This is a genomic window from Pedobacter sp. AK013, from assembly GCF_014205835.1.
In the GTDB taxonomy this organism is placed as follows: domain Bacteria; phylum Bacteroidota; class Bacteroidia; order Sphingobacteriales; family Sphingobacteriaceae; genus Pedobacter.
The window spans coordinates 105,520-124,295 of record NZ_JACHCQ010000004.1; the positions used below are offsets into that span (position 1 = coordinate 105,520).

At 36.9% G+C, this 18,776-nt stretch carries 13 protein-coding genes; 4 read left to right on the forward strand and 9 right to left on the reverse strand.

Annotated elements, in window-relative coordinates:
* Positions 1-25: 25 nt before the first annotated feature.
* The 6 genes from HDC90_RS04330 to HDC90_RS04355 all read right to left on the reverse strand — a co-directional run bounded on the left by HDC90_RS04330 (position 26) and on the right by HDC90_RS04355 (position 12,056).
* Positions 26-1,513 carry a RagB/SusD family nutrient uptake outer membrane protein gene (locus HDC90_RS04330; protein WP_184464224.1) on the reverse strand — a complete coding sequence of 496 codons (1,488 nt, stop codon included), beginning with the start codon at positions 1,511-1,513 and terminating at the stop codon, positions 26-28.
* Between the two features lie 11 nt (positions 1,514-1,524).
* Positions 1,525-4,590, reverse strand: a complete 3,066-nt coding sequence (locus HDC90_RS04335) for a TonB-dependent receptor (protein ID WP_184464226.1) — start codon at positions 4,588-4,590, stop codon at positions 1,525-1,527.
* Between the two features lie 365 nt (positions 4,591-4,955).
* Positions 4,956-7,835 carry a triple tyrosine motif-containing protein gene (locus HDC90_RS04340; RefSeq protein ID WP_184464229.1) on the reverse strand — a complete coding sequence of 960 codons (2,880 nt, stop codon included), beginning with the start codon at positions 7,833-7,835 and terminating at the stop codon, positions 4,956-4,958.
* Positions 7,836-7,966: 131 nt separating this feature from the next.
* Positions 7,967-8,446: an ORF6N domain-containing protein gene (locus HDC90_RS04345; RefSeq protein WP_221451786.1), complete on the reverse strand. Its 480-nt coding sequence runs from the start codon at positions 8,444-8,446 to the stop codon at positions 7,967-7,969.
* An 88-nt stretch (positions 8,447-8,534) separates the two neighbouring features.
* Positions 8,535-9,470 (reverse strand): rhodanese-related sulfurtransferase, encoded by a 936-nt coding sequence (locus HDC90_RS04350; RefSeq protein ID WP_184464230.1) that lies wholly within the window; start codon positions 9,468-9,470, stop codon positions 8,535-8,537.
* 138 nt (positions 9,471-9,608) lie between these two features.
* Entirely contained in the window at positions 9,609-12,056 is a 2,448-nt protein-coding gene (locus tag HDC90_RS04355; protein ID WP_184464232.1) for a DUF5686 and carboxypeptidase regulatory-like domain-containing protein, read from the reverse strand.
* 248 nt (positions 12,057-12,304) lie between these two features.
* On the opposite strand from HDC90_RS04355, the gene kbl reads away from it, so the two are divergent.
* From kbl to HDC90_RS04375, 4 genes are all read left to right on the forward strand, one after another.
* Positions 12,305-13,492, forward strand: a complete 1,188-nt coding sequence (gene kbl / locus HDC90_RS04360; protein WP_086547474.1) for a glycine C-acetyltransferase — start codon at positions 12,305-12,307, stop codon at positions 13,490-13,492.
* A gap of 148 nt (positions 13,493-13,640) precedes the next feature.
* Entirely contained in the window at positions 13,641-14,681 is a 1,041-nt protein-coding gene (gene pheS / locus HDC90_RS04365; protein WP_184464235.1) for a phenylalanine--tRNA ligase subunit alpha, read from the forward strand.
* Positions 14,681-15,091, forward strand: coding sequence for a hypothetical protein (locus HDC90_RS04370; RefSeq protein WP_184464237.1), 411 nt, complete (start codon positions 14,681-14,683; stop codon positions 15,089-15,091). Before pheS ends, HDC90_RS04370 begins: the two co-directional genes overlap by 1 nt.
* A gap of 1 nt (position 15,092) precedes the next feature.
* Entirely contained in the window at positions 15,093-15,668 is a 576-nt protein-coding gene (locus HDC90_RS04375) for a TetR/AcrR family transcriptional regulator (protein ID WP_167296736.1), read from the forward strand.
* A 164-nt stretch (positions 15,669-15,832) separates the two neighbouring features.
* Here the strand turns inward: HDC90_RS04375 and HDC90_RS04380 are convergent, their stop codons facing one another.
* From HDC90_RS04380 to HDC90_RS04390, 3 genes are all read right to left on the reverse strand, one after another.
* On the reverse strand, positions 15,833-16,516 hold the full coding sequence (locus HDC90_RS04380) for a hypothetical protein (protein WP_184464239.1): 684 nt from the start codon (positions 16,514-16,516) through the stop codon (positions 15,833-15,835).
* Between the two features lie 54 nt (positions 16,517-16,570).
* A complete protein-coding gene (locus tag HDC90_RS04385) occupies positions 16,571-17,527 on the reverse strand; it encodes a Fic family protein (RefSeq protein ID WP_184464241.1) in 957 nt (318 codons plus the stop codon).
* 117 nt (positions 17,528-17,644) lie between these two features.
* Positions 17,645-18,721 carry an ABC transporter permease gene (locus HDC90_RS04390; RefSeq protein WP_184464243.1) on the reverse strand — a complete coding sequence of 359 codons (1,077 nt, stop codon included), beginning with the start codon at positions 18,719-18,721 and terminating at the stop codon, positions 17,645-17,647.
* Positions 18,722-18,776: the final 55 nt, after the last annotated feature.

Below are 18,776 nucleotides of genomic sequence, written 5' to 3' on the forward strand. Positions count from 1 at the left end.
CCCCATTAAGTATGTTAATTAAAAATTAGTATCCTGGATTTTGGGTTAATAAGCCACCGCTTAAATCAATTTCTGTTTGAGGAATTGGCCAAATTTCATTTTTGTTTGCTTTCCAACCTTTTACACCAAAAACAGCGGCCCCACGTCCTTGTCTAATTACATCAAAATAACGGTCGTATTCCATTGCTAGCTCTACGCGTCTTTCATTCCAGATGGCATTGCGCAATGTACTTTGATCGGTTGATGTGATTTTAGGTAAAATTGCAGGATTACCTTGTCTGGCTCTTGCTCTAACAATTTCTAAGGAACTGATGGCTTGTGTTGGATTTCCTAATTCATTGGCAGCTTCAGCATTCATTAATAATACATCAGAATAGCGCATTACGCGGAAATTTTGTTGACAACCTTCGTTGTAACCATCTTGAAACAAACTAAATGGCACATATGATTTTTGGTTATACATCGGATTATCTCCATCTGTTGGAATAACATCACCCTCTGGGGTAGTTTCTCCCCTAAAAATAATGGTTGCATCCCTTCTAGGGTCTGTAATATCAAAGGCTGCGGCAAGTGCTGCCGTTGGCACATTAAAGCCCCAACCTCCTCCTTTACTTCCCCTAACCCCTTGCACTTGCGAGTACTGAGAGTTTGAAGCCCCAGGATTTCCAACTACTAATGCGCACTGAATTTCAAAAATAGATTCAGGCCCGTTTTCATTTGCAATTCTAAAAACCTGTTCAAAATTAGGCAGTAAAGAGTAACCCATTGTCATTACAGAATTGGTTAACGATAATACGTCGGTCCATTTTTTCTGATACATGGCAACTTTCGCATGTAAACCCAATGCAGCTCCTTTGGTAGCGCGACCTAAATCGGCAGCACCATAACTTTGAGGTAAAACACTGGCTGCATCATTTAAATCAGCCTCAATTTGCGCGTATACCGTAGCTTTAGGTGATCTTGGGATGTTGTACTGATTGGTTTCTTTTGGAACTGTTAATCTTAACGGAACATCTCCAAAAGCCCTAACAAGACGAAAGTAAGATAATGCACGTATAAATTTTGCCTCTCCTAAATATCTTGCTTTCAAGCTGGCATCCATATTTATTTTTGGCACATTATCCAATACTTGGTTACAGTAATTGATATTTTGATATTGAGCACTCCAAAAACCAGATAGTTGACCATCAGAAGCGTCTACCGTAAAAGTATCATAACTGTTAAAAAATGTGGCATCAGTTGGACTGCTACCTTTTTCAGCCTCATCTGCTCCGGTACTTTCAATTGCAATTGCAGGGAAAGCGGTATTTCCCCATGCCCTAAGTCCGGCATATATAGCATTAACTCCTTTAGTCGCATCATCTGAGGTTTGCCAGAATATCTGACTTGCCTGTTGTGCTTGTGCAGGAACATCTAAAAAGCTTTTTTTGCAAGATGGAGTGATGGCTAAAATACCTACAAAACCAACTCCTGCTATAGCTTTAATATATTTATTTGTTAAATTCTTTTTCATGATAAATGGGATTAAAAAGTAACGTTTACACCAAAATTGTAAGTAGCATAAAGTGGATAAACATTAGCATCAAGACCAGCGTTCAAAGTAGTATTGCTTAAGCTAGAACTTATTTTGGCGGCATTATCTACTGCAGAAGGACCAACTTCAGGACTAAAACCTTTATATCCAAAAATGTTCAGCGCGTTTTGTGCATTTGCATAGAATCTTATTTTTTGGATTTTCCATTTATTAAGAACAGTTTTAGGAAGTGTATAACCCAGCTGGATATTGCGTACCCTGAAATACGAACCGTTTTCTACATAAAAAGAGTTTGGACTTGAATTAGCTGCCGAACCCACATTTGCCGATGGATAAGTATTTGATGTACCCGCTCCATGCCATCTGTTATCATAAAAATCTTTAGTGAAGTTTTCATTTCCATAACGGAAAGCGATATTCGAATTATATACCTGAACACCAGCAACACCCTGGAAGTCTAAAGCCAGATCGAAGTTTTTATAAGAAAAAGCAGTATTAAAACCATAGTTAAATTTAGGATTTGGATTACCTAAGGTAACTTTATCTCTAGAATCAACTACTCCATCGCCATTGGTATCCTGATATTTAAAGTTACTTGGGGCGGCACCTGATTGGGTAGGAGATGCTGCTATATCGGCCGCGTTTTGGAAAATACCTATTACCTTGTAACCATAAAACTGTCCAATTGGTTCATTAACTACCGTTCTTGTAGCTAAATAGCCGTTGGTTACACCAATGCTTCCTGAATAAATTGGCGTTGCTCCTGATTCTACCGATAATACTTTGTTTTGGTTATAGTTTAGATTTGCACCAAATGAGTAAGCAAATCCACCATCTGTTTTATCACTCCAGTTTACAGAAACATCAACACCTCTGTTTTGAATATCTGCCTGGTTACCTAAAACTTGATTGTCAACCGTTCCTAAGTTAAAGAAAGTTGGAAGGAAGAAAATAGCCCTAGAAGTTTTTCTATTATAATAGTCTGCCTCAACCGTTAACCTGTTTTTTAAGAATGCTGCTTCGAAACCAATATTTGTTCCAACACCTCTTTCCCAAAAAATACTTGGAGGAACAACGGTGTTAATACTAGCGCCTGTTGCAGGTGTATTGTTAAAAATAGCAATTAATGCAGCATTTTGTGCTACCAATTGTGTTGCTGGGTTAGAAGGAACATTTGCATTTCCTACTTTACCCCAACTACCACGTATTTTTAAGTTGTCAAAAATATGTTGATCCTTCATAAAATCTTCCTGAGTTACCACCCATCCGGCTCCAACAGATGGAAAATATCCCCAAGTATCAAATCCAAAAAATTGAGAAGCCCCATCAGCACGGATTGAAGCGTTTAACAGGTATTTATTTTTGAAAGAGTAATTAGCCCTGGCAAAATAAGACGCAAAAGTTGTTAATGCACCAGCGTCAAGTACGCTCCGTGTTGCAGCATCTCCTAAGGCAAGATAAAGATCGCTTTCACTGTTATATGGCACATTGGCTGCTCCTGCATTTAAGGTGTATGTTTTTCTGCGCTGTGCCGATTGACCAACCAAAAATGTTAAGTTATGGTTTTCGTTAAATGTATTCTGATAAGTTAAAGTGTTTTCTACAATCCAGTTACGGGTTTCAATACGTTTAATGTCTAATTGACTAACGGCTCTTTTTTGAGCAAAGGTAGCGTAGTATGCAGGCGCATATGTACGTGTTTCTGATTGACCAAAATCGCCACCAAAACTGGTTTTAAAAGTGAAATGTTTTGCAAACTTTAATTCCGCATATACATTTCCTGTAAATTGATAGTTTTTTGTTTTTTGATTAAAGAAATCAAGTGTTGCCTGGGGATTGAAATTTGCCCCATCCCCAAGTTTTTGTGAGTTAGGGTCTCCATAACTGCCATCTGCGTTAAATACAGGTACTGTTGGTGACGCCGAAAACAATTGATGGAAAATGCTGGTTGGCGCATCATTAGAGTTATTCATCACACCTGTAACATTGTATCCAACTTTTAAGGGTTTAAATACTTGGAAATCGTTTGATAAACGTGCAGTATATCTTTTAAAATTGTTGTTTTTAACAATTCCATCCTGATTTAAGTAACCTAATGATAAATTATAAGTTGATTTTTCTGAACCTCCCATAATTGATATTTGATGGTTTGTAACCATCGCATCGCGAAGAATTTGGTTGTACCAATTGGTTCCTCCACCTAAGCTCGATGGATTTGCAAACAATGGCGCTGAGCCGTTAGAAGTGTATAGCTCATTAATAATTGTACCATACTCCGTTGCATTTGCCATTTCAACTTGGTTAGTTACTTTTTGAAAGCCAACATAACCATCATAATTTATAGTGGCCTGAGAATTAAGCTTTCCTTTTTTTGTAGTTACTAAAACTACACCATTGGCTGCCCTTATACCATAGATGGATTGAGCAGAAGCATCTTTTAATACGCTTAAGTTCTCAATATCTCCAGGGTTTAAGAAATTGATATCATCATACCAAACACCGTCTACAACATATAATGGTTTATCGTTACCGAAAATAGTACCTAACCCCCTAATTCGGATCTGTGGTGATGAGCCAGGTGCCCCATTGTTAGTAATAGAAACACCTGCAACTTTACCCTGTAATGCACTAACTGCATTTGTAGAAGCTTGTTTCGAAATCTCTTCACCTTTAAGTGAAGCTACAGATCCCGTAACATCAATTTTCCGCTGCGTACCATAACCCACAACCACAACCTGCTCTAATTGTTGGGTTGATGAAGCTAGTGATACATTAAGTGTAGTTTGATTATTTACAGCTAGTTCTAATGCTGTATAGCCTACAAAGTTAAATACCAATGTGGCGTTAGCTGGCGCACTTATGGAGTAGTTGCCATTTTCGTCTGTTTGCGTGCCATTTTGTGTTCCTTTAATTAAGATAGTTACGCCCGGTAATGATGTCTTATCACCACCATCAATTACTTTACCTTTTACAGTAATGTTTTGCGCTAATGCTACGTTAATTGTTAGCAAACAAAATGCAGCGAGAACAGAAATTCTTGTAAAGATTCTTTTCATGCCTTATTATAAATTTAGTTTAATTGTTAGTTAAATGTGGGGTTGTTTTTGCTGATGTGCAAGTGTTTTTACCTCAACATTAATACATCATGGTAGGAGACGGACTATCTCACTTAATAAAACCAAATGCGATTTTAGCCTAAAAATGCAGTTTTTTTTGATTTTAACATTATATTAACATATATATAAGTGTATTAATAACACTAAGTATTTTGTGGGGTGCAGAAATTAGCTATGAGAGGTAATGATGTAGTCTTGATCTGGTAGGATAACACTAAAAAGCTTCTAGAGCCGTTTTTTTCTTAGATGTTTCCGAGGCAGATTTAAGCAATTTTGATTTGCTGAATTTGACTACGGGTATAAGATTAAAGTTCCATCAAAAACTCTGTTAAATTTTTGTCGTGTGGCACTTCCAGTTTTTTGCGTAGGCGATATCGGCGGATTTCTACCCCACGTAAACTGATATTTAGTAACGACGACATTTCCTTACTGCTCATGTTCATCCTAAGGTAAGCACAGAGTTTTAAATCATTCGGAACAAGATCGGGATGTTGCGCTTTTAGTTTCTTAAAGAAACTTTCATGTGCCTCATTAAAGCTATTTTCGAAGAGATGCCAATCACGTTCATCGTTCATCCCGTCATTAATTACTTTCTGTATTTTACGGGTTTGATCATCAGAAAGTTTCTTCCCGTTCTCATCCTTTAACTTGGTGATCTCATCGCTAAGTTTTTGGAGCAGCTCATTTTTATATACCAATGTCATGGCAGAATTGGCCAGTTCCCTGTTTTTTGAGGCCAGTTCGGCCTGTAGTTTTTCTGTTTGGAGTTTAATAATCTGCTTTTCGTTGGTTTCTGCTTCTTGTCTTAATATTTCTTCTTGCTCGGCCTGTAAACGGTCGCTTATTTTCTGACTATCCCTATGGAGTTTTCTTTCGTAAATTTTCTTACCCAGAATCAATACCACCACAAATAATATAGTATAGCACAAAATGGCCCAGTTGTTTAAATACCAAGGGCGCAAAATGGTAAATGTGTAAACGGCCTCCTCACTTACTGAACTGTCATCCGTTTTTGCCCTAACTTTAAAAACGTAGTTCCCTGCACTCAAGTTGGTGAAATCTTTTTGTGTGGCATAGGTCCAATCAGACCAGGCTCTCGAATAGCCTTCTAAATAGAACTGGTATTTAACCTTAGCCTGTCGGTAATAGGGAAGGGCATAAGAAATACGGATATTGTTACGGCTGTTTTGGATCTCAGTAGCTCCCTCACCATTACCAGCTTCACTAATGAGCGAAAACTTATCAGTAATGTCTTCTACCCGTCTGATCAAGACTGCAGGAAGTTTTTGCTTTTGTGCATTGAGCTGTGAAGAGGAGTTGTAGATCACAAAACCATCATCAACACTGATAAGGTAAATAGAATTGCCTATGCGGCTAATATTTTCATAATATTGAACCATCCGACCATCTAAAATACTGAACTGGTTCGAATCTATTTCTACCTTACCTGGCTCACTAAAGTTAACCAGGGCCGTTTTTCCATGATTGATAAACCAATATTTTTTACCTCCTGCATTGATGATTTTGTTCGATGATTGGAATGACCCGAGTTCTTTATTTAACGCGGCATACTTCGTGAATTTATCACTTAACTCATCGTAAGTGTAAAAGCCTGCGTCTGAGGAAAAAACAATCTTATTCTCTAAATTGAAGATGTTGATATTGTAATTGCCTGGCAGGCCGTTCTTTTCATCAAAATATTTAGTACTCATTACGCTGGTGTAACTAGGACTTAAATTTAATTTATATAAACCCTTATAGGCATGGGCTACCCAGATATCGCCTTTGTTATCTTGCTCTACATATCTTGATGGAGCATCAAAGCCAGCAATTTTAGTAGTAAACTTTAATCCCGAGGCCGCAGATTCTATAAAAAGTGAAAGTCCGGTATAGGTACCCTGAATAAGGTAATTGGGATTTGAATTTAATTTTTTGATAGTCCATCCACCCGCCGATCTCGATAGCCAGTCAATTTTATCACCATTTACCTTAAATGTACCGCTGTTATGGCCACATATTAACTCATTGTCAATGATGGCAAGTTCCCATACCTGTCCCTGCGAGTTTGGGATCAGTCTAAAGTTAAAAGGCAATAGGTTATCAGGCGACCACTCGCTATAAAACAGCCCTTGATTGGTGCCGAGGTAAATTTTATTATTGAAGATAATACTGGAATAGACGGTTCCAAACTGACCTGTTTTATCGAAATAGAAATACAGGGGCGAATTAAGTTCTATCCGGTCGATTCCGTTATCCAGTCCGGTCCAAAGGTTTTGCTCGTTATCCGCATATAAACTTAAAACAGTATTATTCTGTAAACCACTCGATTTATTGATCCGCTGTACAACTTTTCCATTTTCATCTATAATGATCAGACCGTTGAGAATGGTGCCGAAAGCGAAATATTTACCCAGTAAACTTACTCCATTATTGAGCTGATAGGTTTTTAGGTAACTATTGGCCGGTGTGTTTAAAGGTATAAAATCTTTACCATCATAGGTAAATAGTCCCTGTTTGCTGGTTCCGATGATCAGGCCATTGGTTTTATAAGGAAGAATAGATAATATACCCTCTTTGCCTAGCTTTTCGCTATTCAGGATATAGACTAATTTGTTGCCAACGAGTTCGAACAAACCTTTTTCAAGCACTTCGATAAAATATCTGTTGTTTACCTTATGAAGGAAAAGAAATGAAGACGGTGATTTTATCACCTCTATTTTATTGTTTTTGTAAATGAAAACCTTAGAAAAGGATTGAAAAATTACCCGATCCTTGTCTACATAAATTTTCCAGACCTCATCATTGATTTTGATGCCTTTTGGCAGTAGATTGGTAAGTGAGCTATAGTTTAGTTTGTTGTTCTTAATAGACCAGTAGCCAAACTCTCCAAAGCTACCTGTATAAATTCTTCCCTTATTGTCTGTAGCTACTGATCTTACAATCTGTCGGTTGGGCATCTGGTATTTCTGCCAGTAACGGCCATCGAAAGTTAATAAGCCTTCTGCATTACCAAAGTACATTACCCCATTTTTATCTTTTGCTATGCTCCAGTTCTGGTTTCCTGATGAATAAACAGATTTAGGATAGTTTTCTATATAGGGAACACCTATGCTTTTAATTTCTGATGCATAGGTGTTTATAGCAAAGCAGAATAACAGTGTTAGAAGCCTGAAGTAGTTTAGCATAAAATGGTAATTGGGTAAACCCATTATTACACAAAGTAAATGAAAAATTGTTTAAATGGGCTAAGAACTTTCCAGAGACTGATATATGCGCAAAAATTCAGGAATTTAAGAAAGAATGTTAAAATTGAAGTTTATTCGTTGTCTTTTGTGATTTTAAAGCCGATTTTTTTACGATTTTGTTGATTGTCATTTATTTCCTGTTTTCCAACCAAAAAATTTAAAGCCTTGTAAACATCATTAAACTGTTGATCGAATTTTGTTTCTAATTCGATTAACTTTTGTGTTAAATCTGCATGTGAGAATGCATATTGCCTGATCAATACAAATGTTCGCATGATGGCAATGTTAATAGCTATTGCTTTTTTGCTCTTTAATACGCTAGATAACATGGCTATTCCTTGCTCAGTAAAAGCAAACGGTTTTGAAGGGGAGAATTTAGCTGTTGCAGGAAGGTTATCACAGTTTGTGATAACCTCTTGCCATTCTGCTTTTGTCAGTTGAAACATAAAATCTTTCGGAAAGCGGTCAATATTTCTATTAACCGCCTGCTTTAGAATTCTGGTTTCCGTTTCATAGAGTTCAGAAAGATCAAAATCGAATAATACATTCAACCCTCTGACCTGATATATCTTACTTTTTAAATTTGTATTTCCATTATTACGAGCGCGTTAAATTAATAATGGAATTTAAAATAATTTTTTAACTTTTCATAGCCACCGGCTGCGGAACCTTCACATAATACCCTGTGCCATCGTATGGGCGTTTACGCGGGTTTGTGGTGCATGCTGTTGAGCAACAACCCTGCAGCTGATCACCACATTCATCACATTGGGTAATATGCTCATTACACTCCGGATTGGCACAGTTGATCATTTTTGGAGTCGTTTTACCACAGTTATAGCAAACCGAAACGATAGTCGGATTTACCTCGTTTACATCAACTGCAATGCGGTTATCGAAAACATAACATTTGCCTTCAAAGTCTTTACCACCTGCTTCTTTTCCGTATTTAATAATACCACCATGTAATTGATAAACATCATTAAAGCCATGGTGTAAAAGCAAAGCAGAAGCTTTTTCGCATTTTATACCTCCAGTACAATAGGTTAATATTTTTTTGTCTTTATATTGGGCAAGCTGGTTAATCTGTTCAGGGAAATCGCGGAAATTCTCAATATCCAGGGTTACTGCATTCTTAAACTTACCAAGGTTATGCTCATAATTAGAACGCACATCAAGGATAACCACATCCTCGTCGTCTTTCATTTTCATAAAATCGACTGGCTCTAAGTGTTTACCCGTTTGTTTGTTCGGATCAATAATCGATGTATCCCTTAAACCCGAGTGCACAATTTCCGATTTGTAACGGCAGTGCATTTTCAAGAACGAAAGCTCTTCAACGTTATCGATTTTAAATTCAGTTTTTGCAAACCTTTCGTCAGCATGTACTGCTTTCATGTAGGCTTCGCAGGCTTCGGCTGTTCCAGAAACAGTGCCATTTAAACCTTCGTCAGCAACGATAATACGGCCAACTAGACCTAACGATTTACAAAATTTAAGGTGATCAGCAGCAAATTGTTCTGCCTCCGCTATGTAACTATAGCAATAGTAAAGTAGTGTTTGATATTTTTTCATAACGCTGTTGATACCGTTGCAAACGGCGTTTAAAGCGGTGCAAAGATAATAAAAAAAGGTAGAAGGCGAAAAGGTTGAAGTTAGAAGGTTTTACCACGTTTTCAAGGCCCTCCCTTTTTAGGGGAGGGTTGCGAGGGCTTAGAAGCCGTAAGAAATCCTAAATCCCTGTGTTAATTTACGTCCGCCATCATATGCAAAGCCATAACTTGCCCTTAACACCAAACGTTGGATACCAAAATAAAATTCTTTATAATTCCGCTTTTCTGGAGAAGATAGATAGCCACCTCCAATAAATTCTTCCAACTTGGCCTTACGCAACAATGGAACCTTATTCATGAAAAAGCCTGCGAAATTATGTTCTAAATGTGCTTCGAAATATTGTTGATTGGTACTGAACTGGTAAAAATCTAAATATTGAAACTTCCGCAGATTAGGAGGGAAAATGGTAGAAATGTTACCTGCAAAGTGTTTAAAATCAGGATAAAACATGCTTTTGTTGTTCAGGAATTTACCCACACCAGCCAAAAATGAAGTATAACCCCATAAACCCAACCCGATCCTGTCCTGAGAAACCTCAAGTTTTACAAAATCATAATCAATATCACTGTTTAATACACCGTTAAACCCTTTTTTATACAATAAGGTCATTTTTGGGAATTTAGATTCGGTATAAAACTTGCCATCCGGACGTGTAATGTATTTCTGCCCAATAGTATAAGTTAAACTTGCAGTTGCACTGAACGAGTTATAGGTTGGAAAAAGTGGCGTTTCGGTAGCCGGACTAAAAGGGTTGTTGGATGTGAACTCCCTATCTTTTGCGTCGAAGAATTTAAAGGTAGAATTATTGGTTAAGCTTTTATTTTTGCTATAATCTACACTTACACTTCCCTGCAGGCCCGTTGCCAATTCTCTGGTTGTATTAATGTTAATAAAACTCTTCTCATAAAATTTTGAGAAGTTCTTTTCGTAGAGTAACGAGTTAATGGTATTACCCAATGCAGTCATTGAACCTAAGTTGTTCAAATCAAAAATGCCATTTCCGAATGATGCGCCTATACTTGCTCTTTTAAGGGGATTGTAGTAGTAACTTCCTGTTAAGCTTCCGGTAAGTTTTTGGTTGGCAAAACCATACCTCAGTTCAGGACGGATGGAATAAGATCTCCTATTCTCGAAATCCTTTCTATAGGTAACCCCGTATTTTACTGCAAAACCTTCTACGGTATTGTAAAATATGGCCCTAAGTACTGGATCAAAAGACCAATACTCCTTATCATAGCGGTCGTTAACACTGTAGCCGTGTAATAACAATTTAACTATGCCGAACTTATTATTGTCTTTTTCAAGCGAATCGAGATACTTTTTCGATTCTTTTAACTTCGCTATACTGTCTTTTTTAACATAATTGATTTTTTCATCTTCTGTTAAAGGGATAGGTCGGTTATTTTTCCAGTAAAGGGAATCTTTTTTGTTCACCATTTCGGTAATTTTTAAGATCTCGCCGCTAAAAAAGTTTTTAGGGAATTTAGGGTTCAGGTTATAATTATTGTAAATCCCAACATAATAACCTGCAATTTTAAAGCCCAGCACATTACCTGCAAATTGAAAATTAATAGCGGTAGGCATATAAGTATCCTGAACCTTGGTAAACTGCTGACTGATGTTTAAAGTATCTATAAAGTTAATTCCCGCGTTCTTGGTGAGGTAAACATCAGTATTGTAAATTCTCCAGCTATCATCAATAATATAAATAATCCCCCTAAAAACCGGGTCATTTTCACGGCGGGGAATCACTTCTATTTTGTGGATAGTCTCCCCGTTTTCCTTGCTTTCGCCCAATAATTTATATTTATAATAAAATAAGGCATTGTCTGCAATTGGAGAAATGAACCCTCTTGCGCTTAATTTGTTTTCAAGTAGATAATTGTCGTAAAAATTAATAATTAAATCAGATGCTTTGTTAAAACTAAAGGAATTGTTTCTGCCAGCAACTTTTGATGAAATCATTTCTTCGTGCACATCGTTGGGCCTTCTAAAATTGAACTTGCTTTGCGATTCTGATAAATAAATGATGCCTTTCCTATTGGTATCGAGTTCTAAAACTTTTTGGATGTCCCGACCAAAGAACTTTTTAGGGGCACCCCTTAAACGTTGTACACCTTTGATATAAACATCACAACTAAATTCCTTAACCTCATTTAAATGTGTTTTTCTCTGTTTAATAGCCTTGCGGATAATAGCGTAAGCCGGATCTTCAGCATTTGCCCTAATATTTACGTTTTCTAAAGTATAACTTTCTGATGTTAATGTGATGTTAAGCGATTGATCTGCAGAAAGGTTAATGATATGATCTTGCTGTTTATAGCCCACAGCCCTAAAACTTAAAGTGTATTCGCCATTTTTTAACTTCATGGAGTATTTTCCATCAATATTTGCAGATGTTCCACTAGTTGTATTTTTTAAATAAACAGAGGCAAAAGGAATAGGTTGACCGCTATTATCTTTAACTACACCTGTAACAGTAGATTGTTGAGCAAAAATAATATTGGTAAGGCCACAAAAAAACAGGAGTGCGCAAATTCTTGTCATAATTAATTAGTATACCCTAAATATCGAATATCTTTTAACATATACACATAGTTACATGTTAAAGTTTGTTAAGATCGAAAAAAAAATAGCGATGGCACAATATTTTATGGTAATAATAAAATGCATCACGTCAATTGGTTTGCCGATCAAACGTTTGTCTGTAAGGTTTATGGCGAAAATTGCCTTTTTAGGTCGGAAAAGACTTTTTTTTATAACTTTGAACGTAAAATCAACCATATAAAAAGGCCATGTATAAAACATTACAACCTGTTCTTCAAAAAGAACTTGAAGAAATCGAAAACGCTGGATTATTTAAACGCGAACGTATAATTATTACACCTCAGGGTGCCGACATTAAAGTAAGTGGTGGTGCTGAAGTAGTCAACTTTTGTGCAAATAATTATTTAGGTCTTTCTTCTCATCCAAAAGTAATAGAAGCAGCTAAGAAAGCAATCGACGATCATGGCTATGGAATGTCTTCAGTGCGTTTTATCTGCGGAACACAAGATGTGCACAAAGAACTGGAAGCTAAGATTTCTAAATTTTTAGGTACTGAGGATACCATTTTATATGCTGCCGCATTTGATGCAAATGGCGGAGTTTTTGAACCATTATTTAATGCAGAAGACGCAATTATTTCTGATGAGTTAAATCATGCATCCATTATAGATGGTGTTAGATTGTGCAAAGCACAACGTTTCCGGTATAAAAATGCCGATATGGAGGATTTGGAAAAACAGTTAATTGCAGCCAAAGATTGCAGACATAGGATTATTGTTACCGATGGTGCTTTCTCTATGGACGGATCTGTTGCTCCATTAGATAAAATTGCTGATTTAGCTGATAAATATGAGGCATTGATTATGATCGATGAATCGCACTGTACAGGTTTTATCGGTAAGAATGGTCGCGGGACACACGAGCATTTTAATGTGATCGACCGTATCGATATCATTACCGGCACTTTAGGTAAAGCTTTAGGTGGTGCATCTGGTGGTTTCACCTCTGGCAAAAAAGAAATTATCGATATGTTGCGTCAACGTTCACGTCCTTATTTGTTTTCTAACACCTTAGCGCCAGCAATTGCAGGTGCATCTATCGCAGTATTAGATATGCTAAGCGAAACCACATCATTAAGAGATAAATTAGAAAATAATACAAAATATTTCCGTGAGAAAATGACTGAGGCCGGTTTCGATATTAAACCAGGTTTCCATCCAATTGTTCCGGTAATGTTATATGATGCAAAAATTGCACAGCAATTTGCCGCTAAAATGTTAGAAGAAGGAATTTATGTAATTGGGTTCTTTTATCCGGTTGTACCTCAGGGCAAAGCGAGGATCCGCGTACAATTATCCGCCGGACATGAGCAACATCATTTAGATAAGGCTATTGCTGCATTTACCAAAGTGGGTAAAGAATTAGGTGTAATTTAAAACTTATAGATTTACGATTACTACAAAAGCCGCTTTAAGCGGCTTTTGTAGTTTATGGGTTCATTTTCTTTTATAATGGTATTGTAAACAGATTATTTGAACTCACCAACCCTAAAATTATTGGATAATTTGCCGTATATTTGAAGCCATGTTACAGGATAAAATAACACAATATACCGATAAAATTAATGCTTTCGTAACTGAAAAAGCAGATGAGTTAGAGCAGTTCCGTATTAAATATTTAGGGAGCAAAGGTATAATCAAAGAGATTTTCGACGAATTCAAATCGGTTTCTGTTGAAGAAAAAAGATCATTGGGTAAAGTATTAAATGAGTTTAAACAACTGGCAGAATCTAAATACTTAACTTTAAAAGAATCTACTGAAAATTCTGAAGCGAAAACTGAAAGCACGCAACAAGATTTAACTTTACCTGGCGAAGGTTTCGAAATTGGTTCGCGCCATCCTTTAGCCTTGGTACGTAGAGAAATTGTAGAGATTTTTGCAAAACTTGGTTTTACGGTAGCTGAAGGTCCTGAAATTGAAGATGATTGGCATAACTTCTCGGCACTGAACTTTCCTGAAGAGCATCCAGCAAGAGATATGCAGGATACTTTTTTTATAAAAAAAGATAGTGAGAAAGGCGATATTGCCTTACGTACGCATACTTCTTCAGTACAGGTGCGAATGATGGAGCAGGGCCAGCCGCCATTTAGGGCAATTATGCCAGGGCGTGTGTACCGTAACGAAGCCATTTCTGCCCGTGCACACTGCTTTTTCCATCAGGTAGAAGGTTTGTATGTTGATGAAAATGTTTCATTTGCCGATTTAAAGCAAACCTTGTTTTATTTCGTTCAGGAGTTATATGGAGAAGGTACAAAAGTGCGTTTCCGACCATCATATTTCCCTTTTACCGAACCATCTGCAGAGATGGATATTTCTTGTACCATTTGTAAAGGTACTGGCTGCCAATTTTGTAAATACAGTGGTTGGGTAGAAATTTTGGGTTGTGGTATGGTAGATCCAAATGTTTTGGAAAACTGTGGTATTGATTCAAAAAAATACAGTGGTTTTGCATTTGGGATGGGGATAGAACGTATTGCCAATCTGAAATATGTAATTAAAGATTTGCGCTTATTCTCTGAGAATGATGCACGTTTCTTAAAGCAATTTAAATCTGCTTTAATTTAATGATGAAATATCTATATAGCATATTGTTTGTACTGCTAATTGTTACAGGTTGCGGTAAAGATGGAGGTTACATTCCTGATGTAGCTGTAAATTATAATGTGACCATAACCGAATTTAGCCTTAAATCGGTAAATAATGTATTGGTAGTTTCGAATAATGGAGTGGGTGGGCTACTAATTGTAAAAACACCACTCGGAGGATATGTCGCCTTCGATCGCTGCAGCACCGTAAACCCGGAAAAAATCTGCAAAGTAGCGCCTGATGACAGTGGCGTAACTGCAACCGACCCTTGTTCTGGTGCAAAATTTTCATTGCTTGATGGTAGCCCACAAAAAGCACCTGCAGAAAGAAGCTTAAAAGCATACAATGTTTCTTTGCAAGGCAATACACTAATACACGTAAGCAATTAAAATGGAAGCTGAAAAAATAAAAGAAACAGTAAAAAAGGCTGCCAAAGAACTATTTAGAAAATACGGTTACCATAAAACCAGTGTAAACGAAATTGCAAAAAAAGCCCGTATAGCTAAGGCTACTATTTACAAATATTTTGAGAGTAAGGAACAGGTTTTAGATGGTATCCTGATGGATTACCTGGATCAAAACCTTTACGAAATATTGCATAATAAAGTAAGTTACACTTCAGAAGAAGAGCACTTAAAAGCATTGGTAATGAAAACTAGCCGTTTATCATTTACGGCATGTAACGAATTTATCGGCTGGGACTTTGTTCGTGAAAATGCAAATTCGCAGGAGTTTTTAAAACATTTATCAGATCAGCTTGAGGCCTTATTATTAGCTGCCTATCTGCAATTGGATAACTTTAAGAATAATCCTGCAAGAAGAGAAGGATTGGCCTTTTTACTAAAAGCAAGTAAAAGTATTGTGTTTTCATTTGCATTTACTTCGGTTAGCGATTCTGATGTTCGTAAGAACTTTGTAAGTTTCCAGAAAGAAATATTGCCATTTTTGGTAAAAGCGGCGCTTTAATCCATTAAGCTATATAAAGGCGATCGTCATGCTGAATTTATTTCAGCATCTTTCTTTGCGGTATAGACCCTGAAATGAATTCAGGGTGATGCGGATCTAGTAACTATAGCGTATCCTCGAGAGTTATGTCCTTGATTTGATAAGCAGGCAATAAATAATCAGATTTATTGATTATAATAATCTTTCATCTTAAATTTTTGTACGGTTCTTTTTATTTTTCCATCAACTATTTTTTGAGTAATCACCGTAACGTTATCAGCGATGCTCGAATCTTCAATTATCGATGAGTCTTCGTATAATACATTTTTAGCATCAAATTTGTAATTGATGGTTTTATCAAAACAACAACCATCTTTCTGATGGATGGCAATTTGCTTTGTTTTTTTATCAATATCAAACATACCCAGGTTTTCGCTGGCCAGTTTGGTGAGTTCCTTGTTCGGTAAGAATTTGTTTTCTTTTGATGAAAGATAAACCTCGTATGACGGACTCGCATAAGCACCATTATTACCATTTCTGATGGCAAGATCTTCAAAACCGTCAAAATTAAAATCGCCAAAAATTAAAGGTGTTTGGTATTTGCCAAGTTCCAGCCATCCAAGTTTAGCATTTTGAGTTTCAGTTAAGCTAAAGTACAGGTCTTCAGAGTGGAAGGTGTCTACTTCTCTGTCTGTGACCTTATCATAAACAATAATCGTTGCTTTCCCACCGCAGGCATTCCCTTCACATTTATCAACAAAAATTTTAGCCTTGTATTCGTCAGAGCTGTTGTTTGCCAAGAATTTAAACTGTGCTTCCGAAGTATTGGCAATAAGTAAAATACCACAAAAGATGATCAAACTTTTCATTAAATTTTTTCGGTAAAATTACGCCAATACCATCCACCGAAAAGTTAAAAAAGGTTAACGTTTTCTTTTGCGTGTTTTGATATAGCTTTGTACCGCAGATTTTGTAGTAAGCCAATCTCTACCTTCTTTATAGGCATCTATTTTGCCTTGTCTCGCCAAAAGGCTAACATACTCTTGGCCATAGGGAACATCAGGCTCAGAAACGATATGTGATATTGGTTCATAATCGCCATAATTGTTTCCAGGCAATGCATTTATATAGATATTTAACGAACGCTCTAAGGCCTGTAGCATTAATAAGCAAAGTTTATGGTAATTGCCCTTATTAGCTTGGTTAAGTGCTTCGTAGTATTTCTTTCTGTCATTTTTAAGGATAATAGCAGGAGGGAATCCATTTCGCATGAGTAGTAAATTCATGGCAAGCCTCACGGTACGCCCATTCCCATCAAAAAAAGGATGGATCCAAACGAGTTTATGATGGAAAATACTAGATAATAGAATATCATTTAACCCCAATGGGTTATTATTTACAAAGCTGATTAATTGATCTAATAAATCAGAAACCTTATTGGCATTGGGCGGCGTAAAGTTTGCGCCCACAATGCGCACACCGGCATTTCTTAAACGGCCCGCATAATCATCTTCAATACTTCTAAGCACTAGACCATGAAGCGATAAAATATCAATACTTCTGAGTGTATAGTTTTTATTAACTAAGGTGTAGAGATAATCAATAGCTTTTTCGTGATTATAAGCTTCAAAATGTTCTCGTAACGATTTGCCTTTAACGGTCATACCTTCCTGCAAAACCATTTGGGTTTCTTTCAGGCTTAGGGTGTTTCCTTCTATGCTGTTCGAGTTATAAGTCCACTCTAGCGTAAGGTCTTCTTTGATACGGTGTAGGGCGCTATTAGGTAATGGCCTTGAAGTTTCTAACTTGGCCTTTTTTTCGTATAACCTTTCTATTTGAGGTAATAGCTCTTCTAAATCACTTAAATCAAAATCCCACATACCCAAAGGTAATAATTATCGGTTGTACTTAAAAATAAACATATCCGATATTAATTTTTTTCTCCAAAAATAAATGATAACATATACGTTATCATTTATAATTGTTTTTTAAAGTACTTATTCCCACTTAAATACTTTTACCGCTACTGCGTAGATGCCAATGCCCCATATCAATAGGATCATAATCTGGAATTTAACATCCCACAAACCTAAACCTTCAAAGGCTACTTTGCGCATAGCATCATTTAAATAGGTAAGGGGTAAGGCCCGGCTAATCGGTTGTAACCAACTTGGAAAAGCCTCGATAGAAAAGAAGGTTCCCGATAATAAAAACTGCGGCAGGGTAATAATGTTCGATATTGGAGGTACCATGCTTTCGCTTTTGGCAATACCCGAAATAATAAAGCCAAAACCCATAAACACAATAACACCAAGTGTAGCCAGTATAAGCATGTTGACGACAGTGAGTGCGCCATTTACTAGGGTAAAGCCAAAAAAGAAATGGCCAATTAAAATAATAAATAACGCACCAATTAAGGCAAAGCCAATACGGGCAATTCCTTCGCCAATTACAATGCTCGAACGCTTTACCGGAGTTGCAAAAAAGCGTTTAATTACGAGGGTTTGTCGAAGACTTAAGAATACGAATGCTGTTCCGAAAACGCCCGTGCTTAATAGCGAAAATCCCAGTTGGCCTGGAAGGATAAAATCAATCGTTTTATATTCGCGGCCGGTAATAGTGCTTTCTTTAATTTCTGCTACTGTGGGTTTTAAGGTTTTATCGTAAAAGATGTTGTTTAAAACTGATTTTAAAATCCCGCCTTTATCTCTCGATGCAGAAGTATAAACTACATTAACCGAATAGGCAGCAGAATTTACTTTTCTGTGTACATCAATCATGGCATCAACATTACCTTTTTCAAGTAATTTATCAAACTCGGCTTTTGATTTGTCTTTTATCAAACGGATCATGCCTGTTTTTTCGAGCATACCCATCACTGGGTTGTTAACGTCTGAGCCGGGGGTAACGCCCACATCGATATGTGTTCCGCCCCCACCCAAAAACCCAAAAACAAGGATAAATATCAAGGGGAAAGCGAGGGTAAAAACCACCGCCGAAGGACTCCGCATAATAGACCTGAAACTTGCTTTTGCAAGGGCTAAGGTTGCTGTAAGGTTATTGTATTTTTTCATTTACTATTTGATTAATAGTGGTACTGTTTTTATGTTCTTAGGCCCGTATTGTATT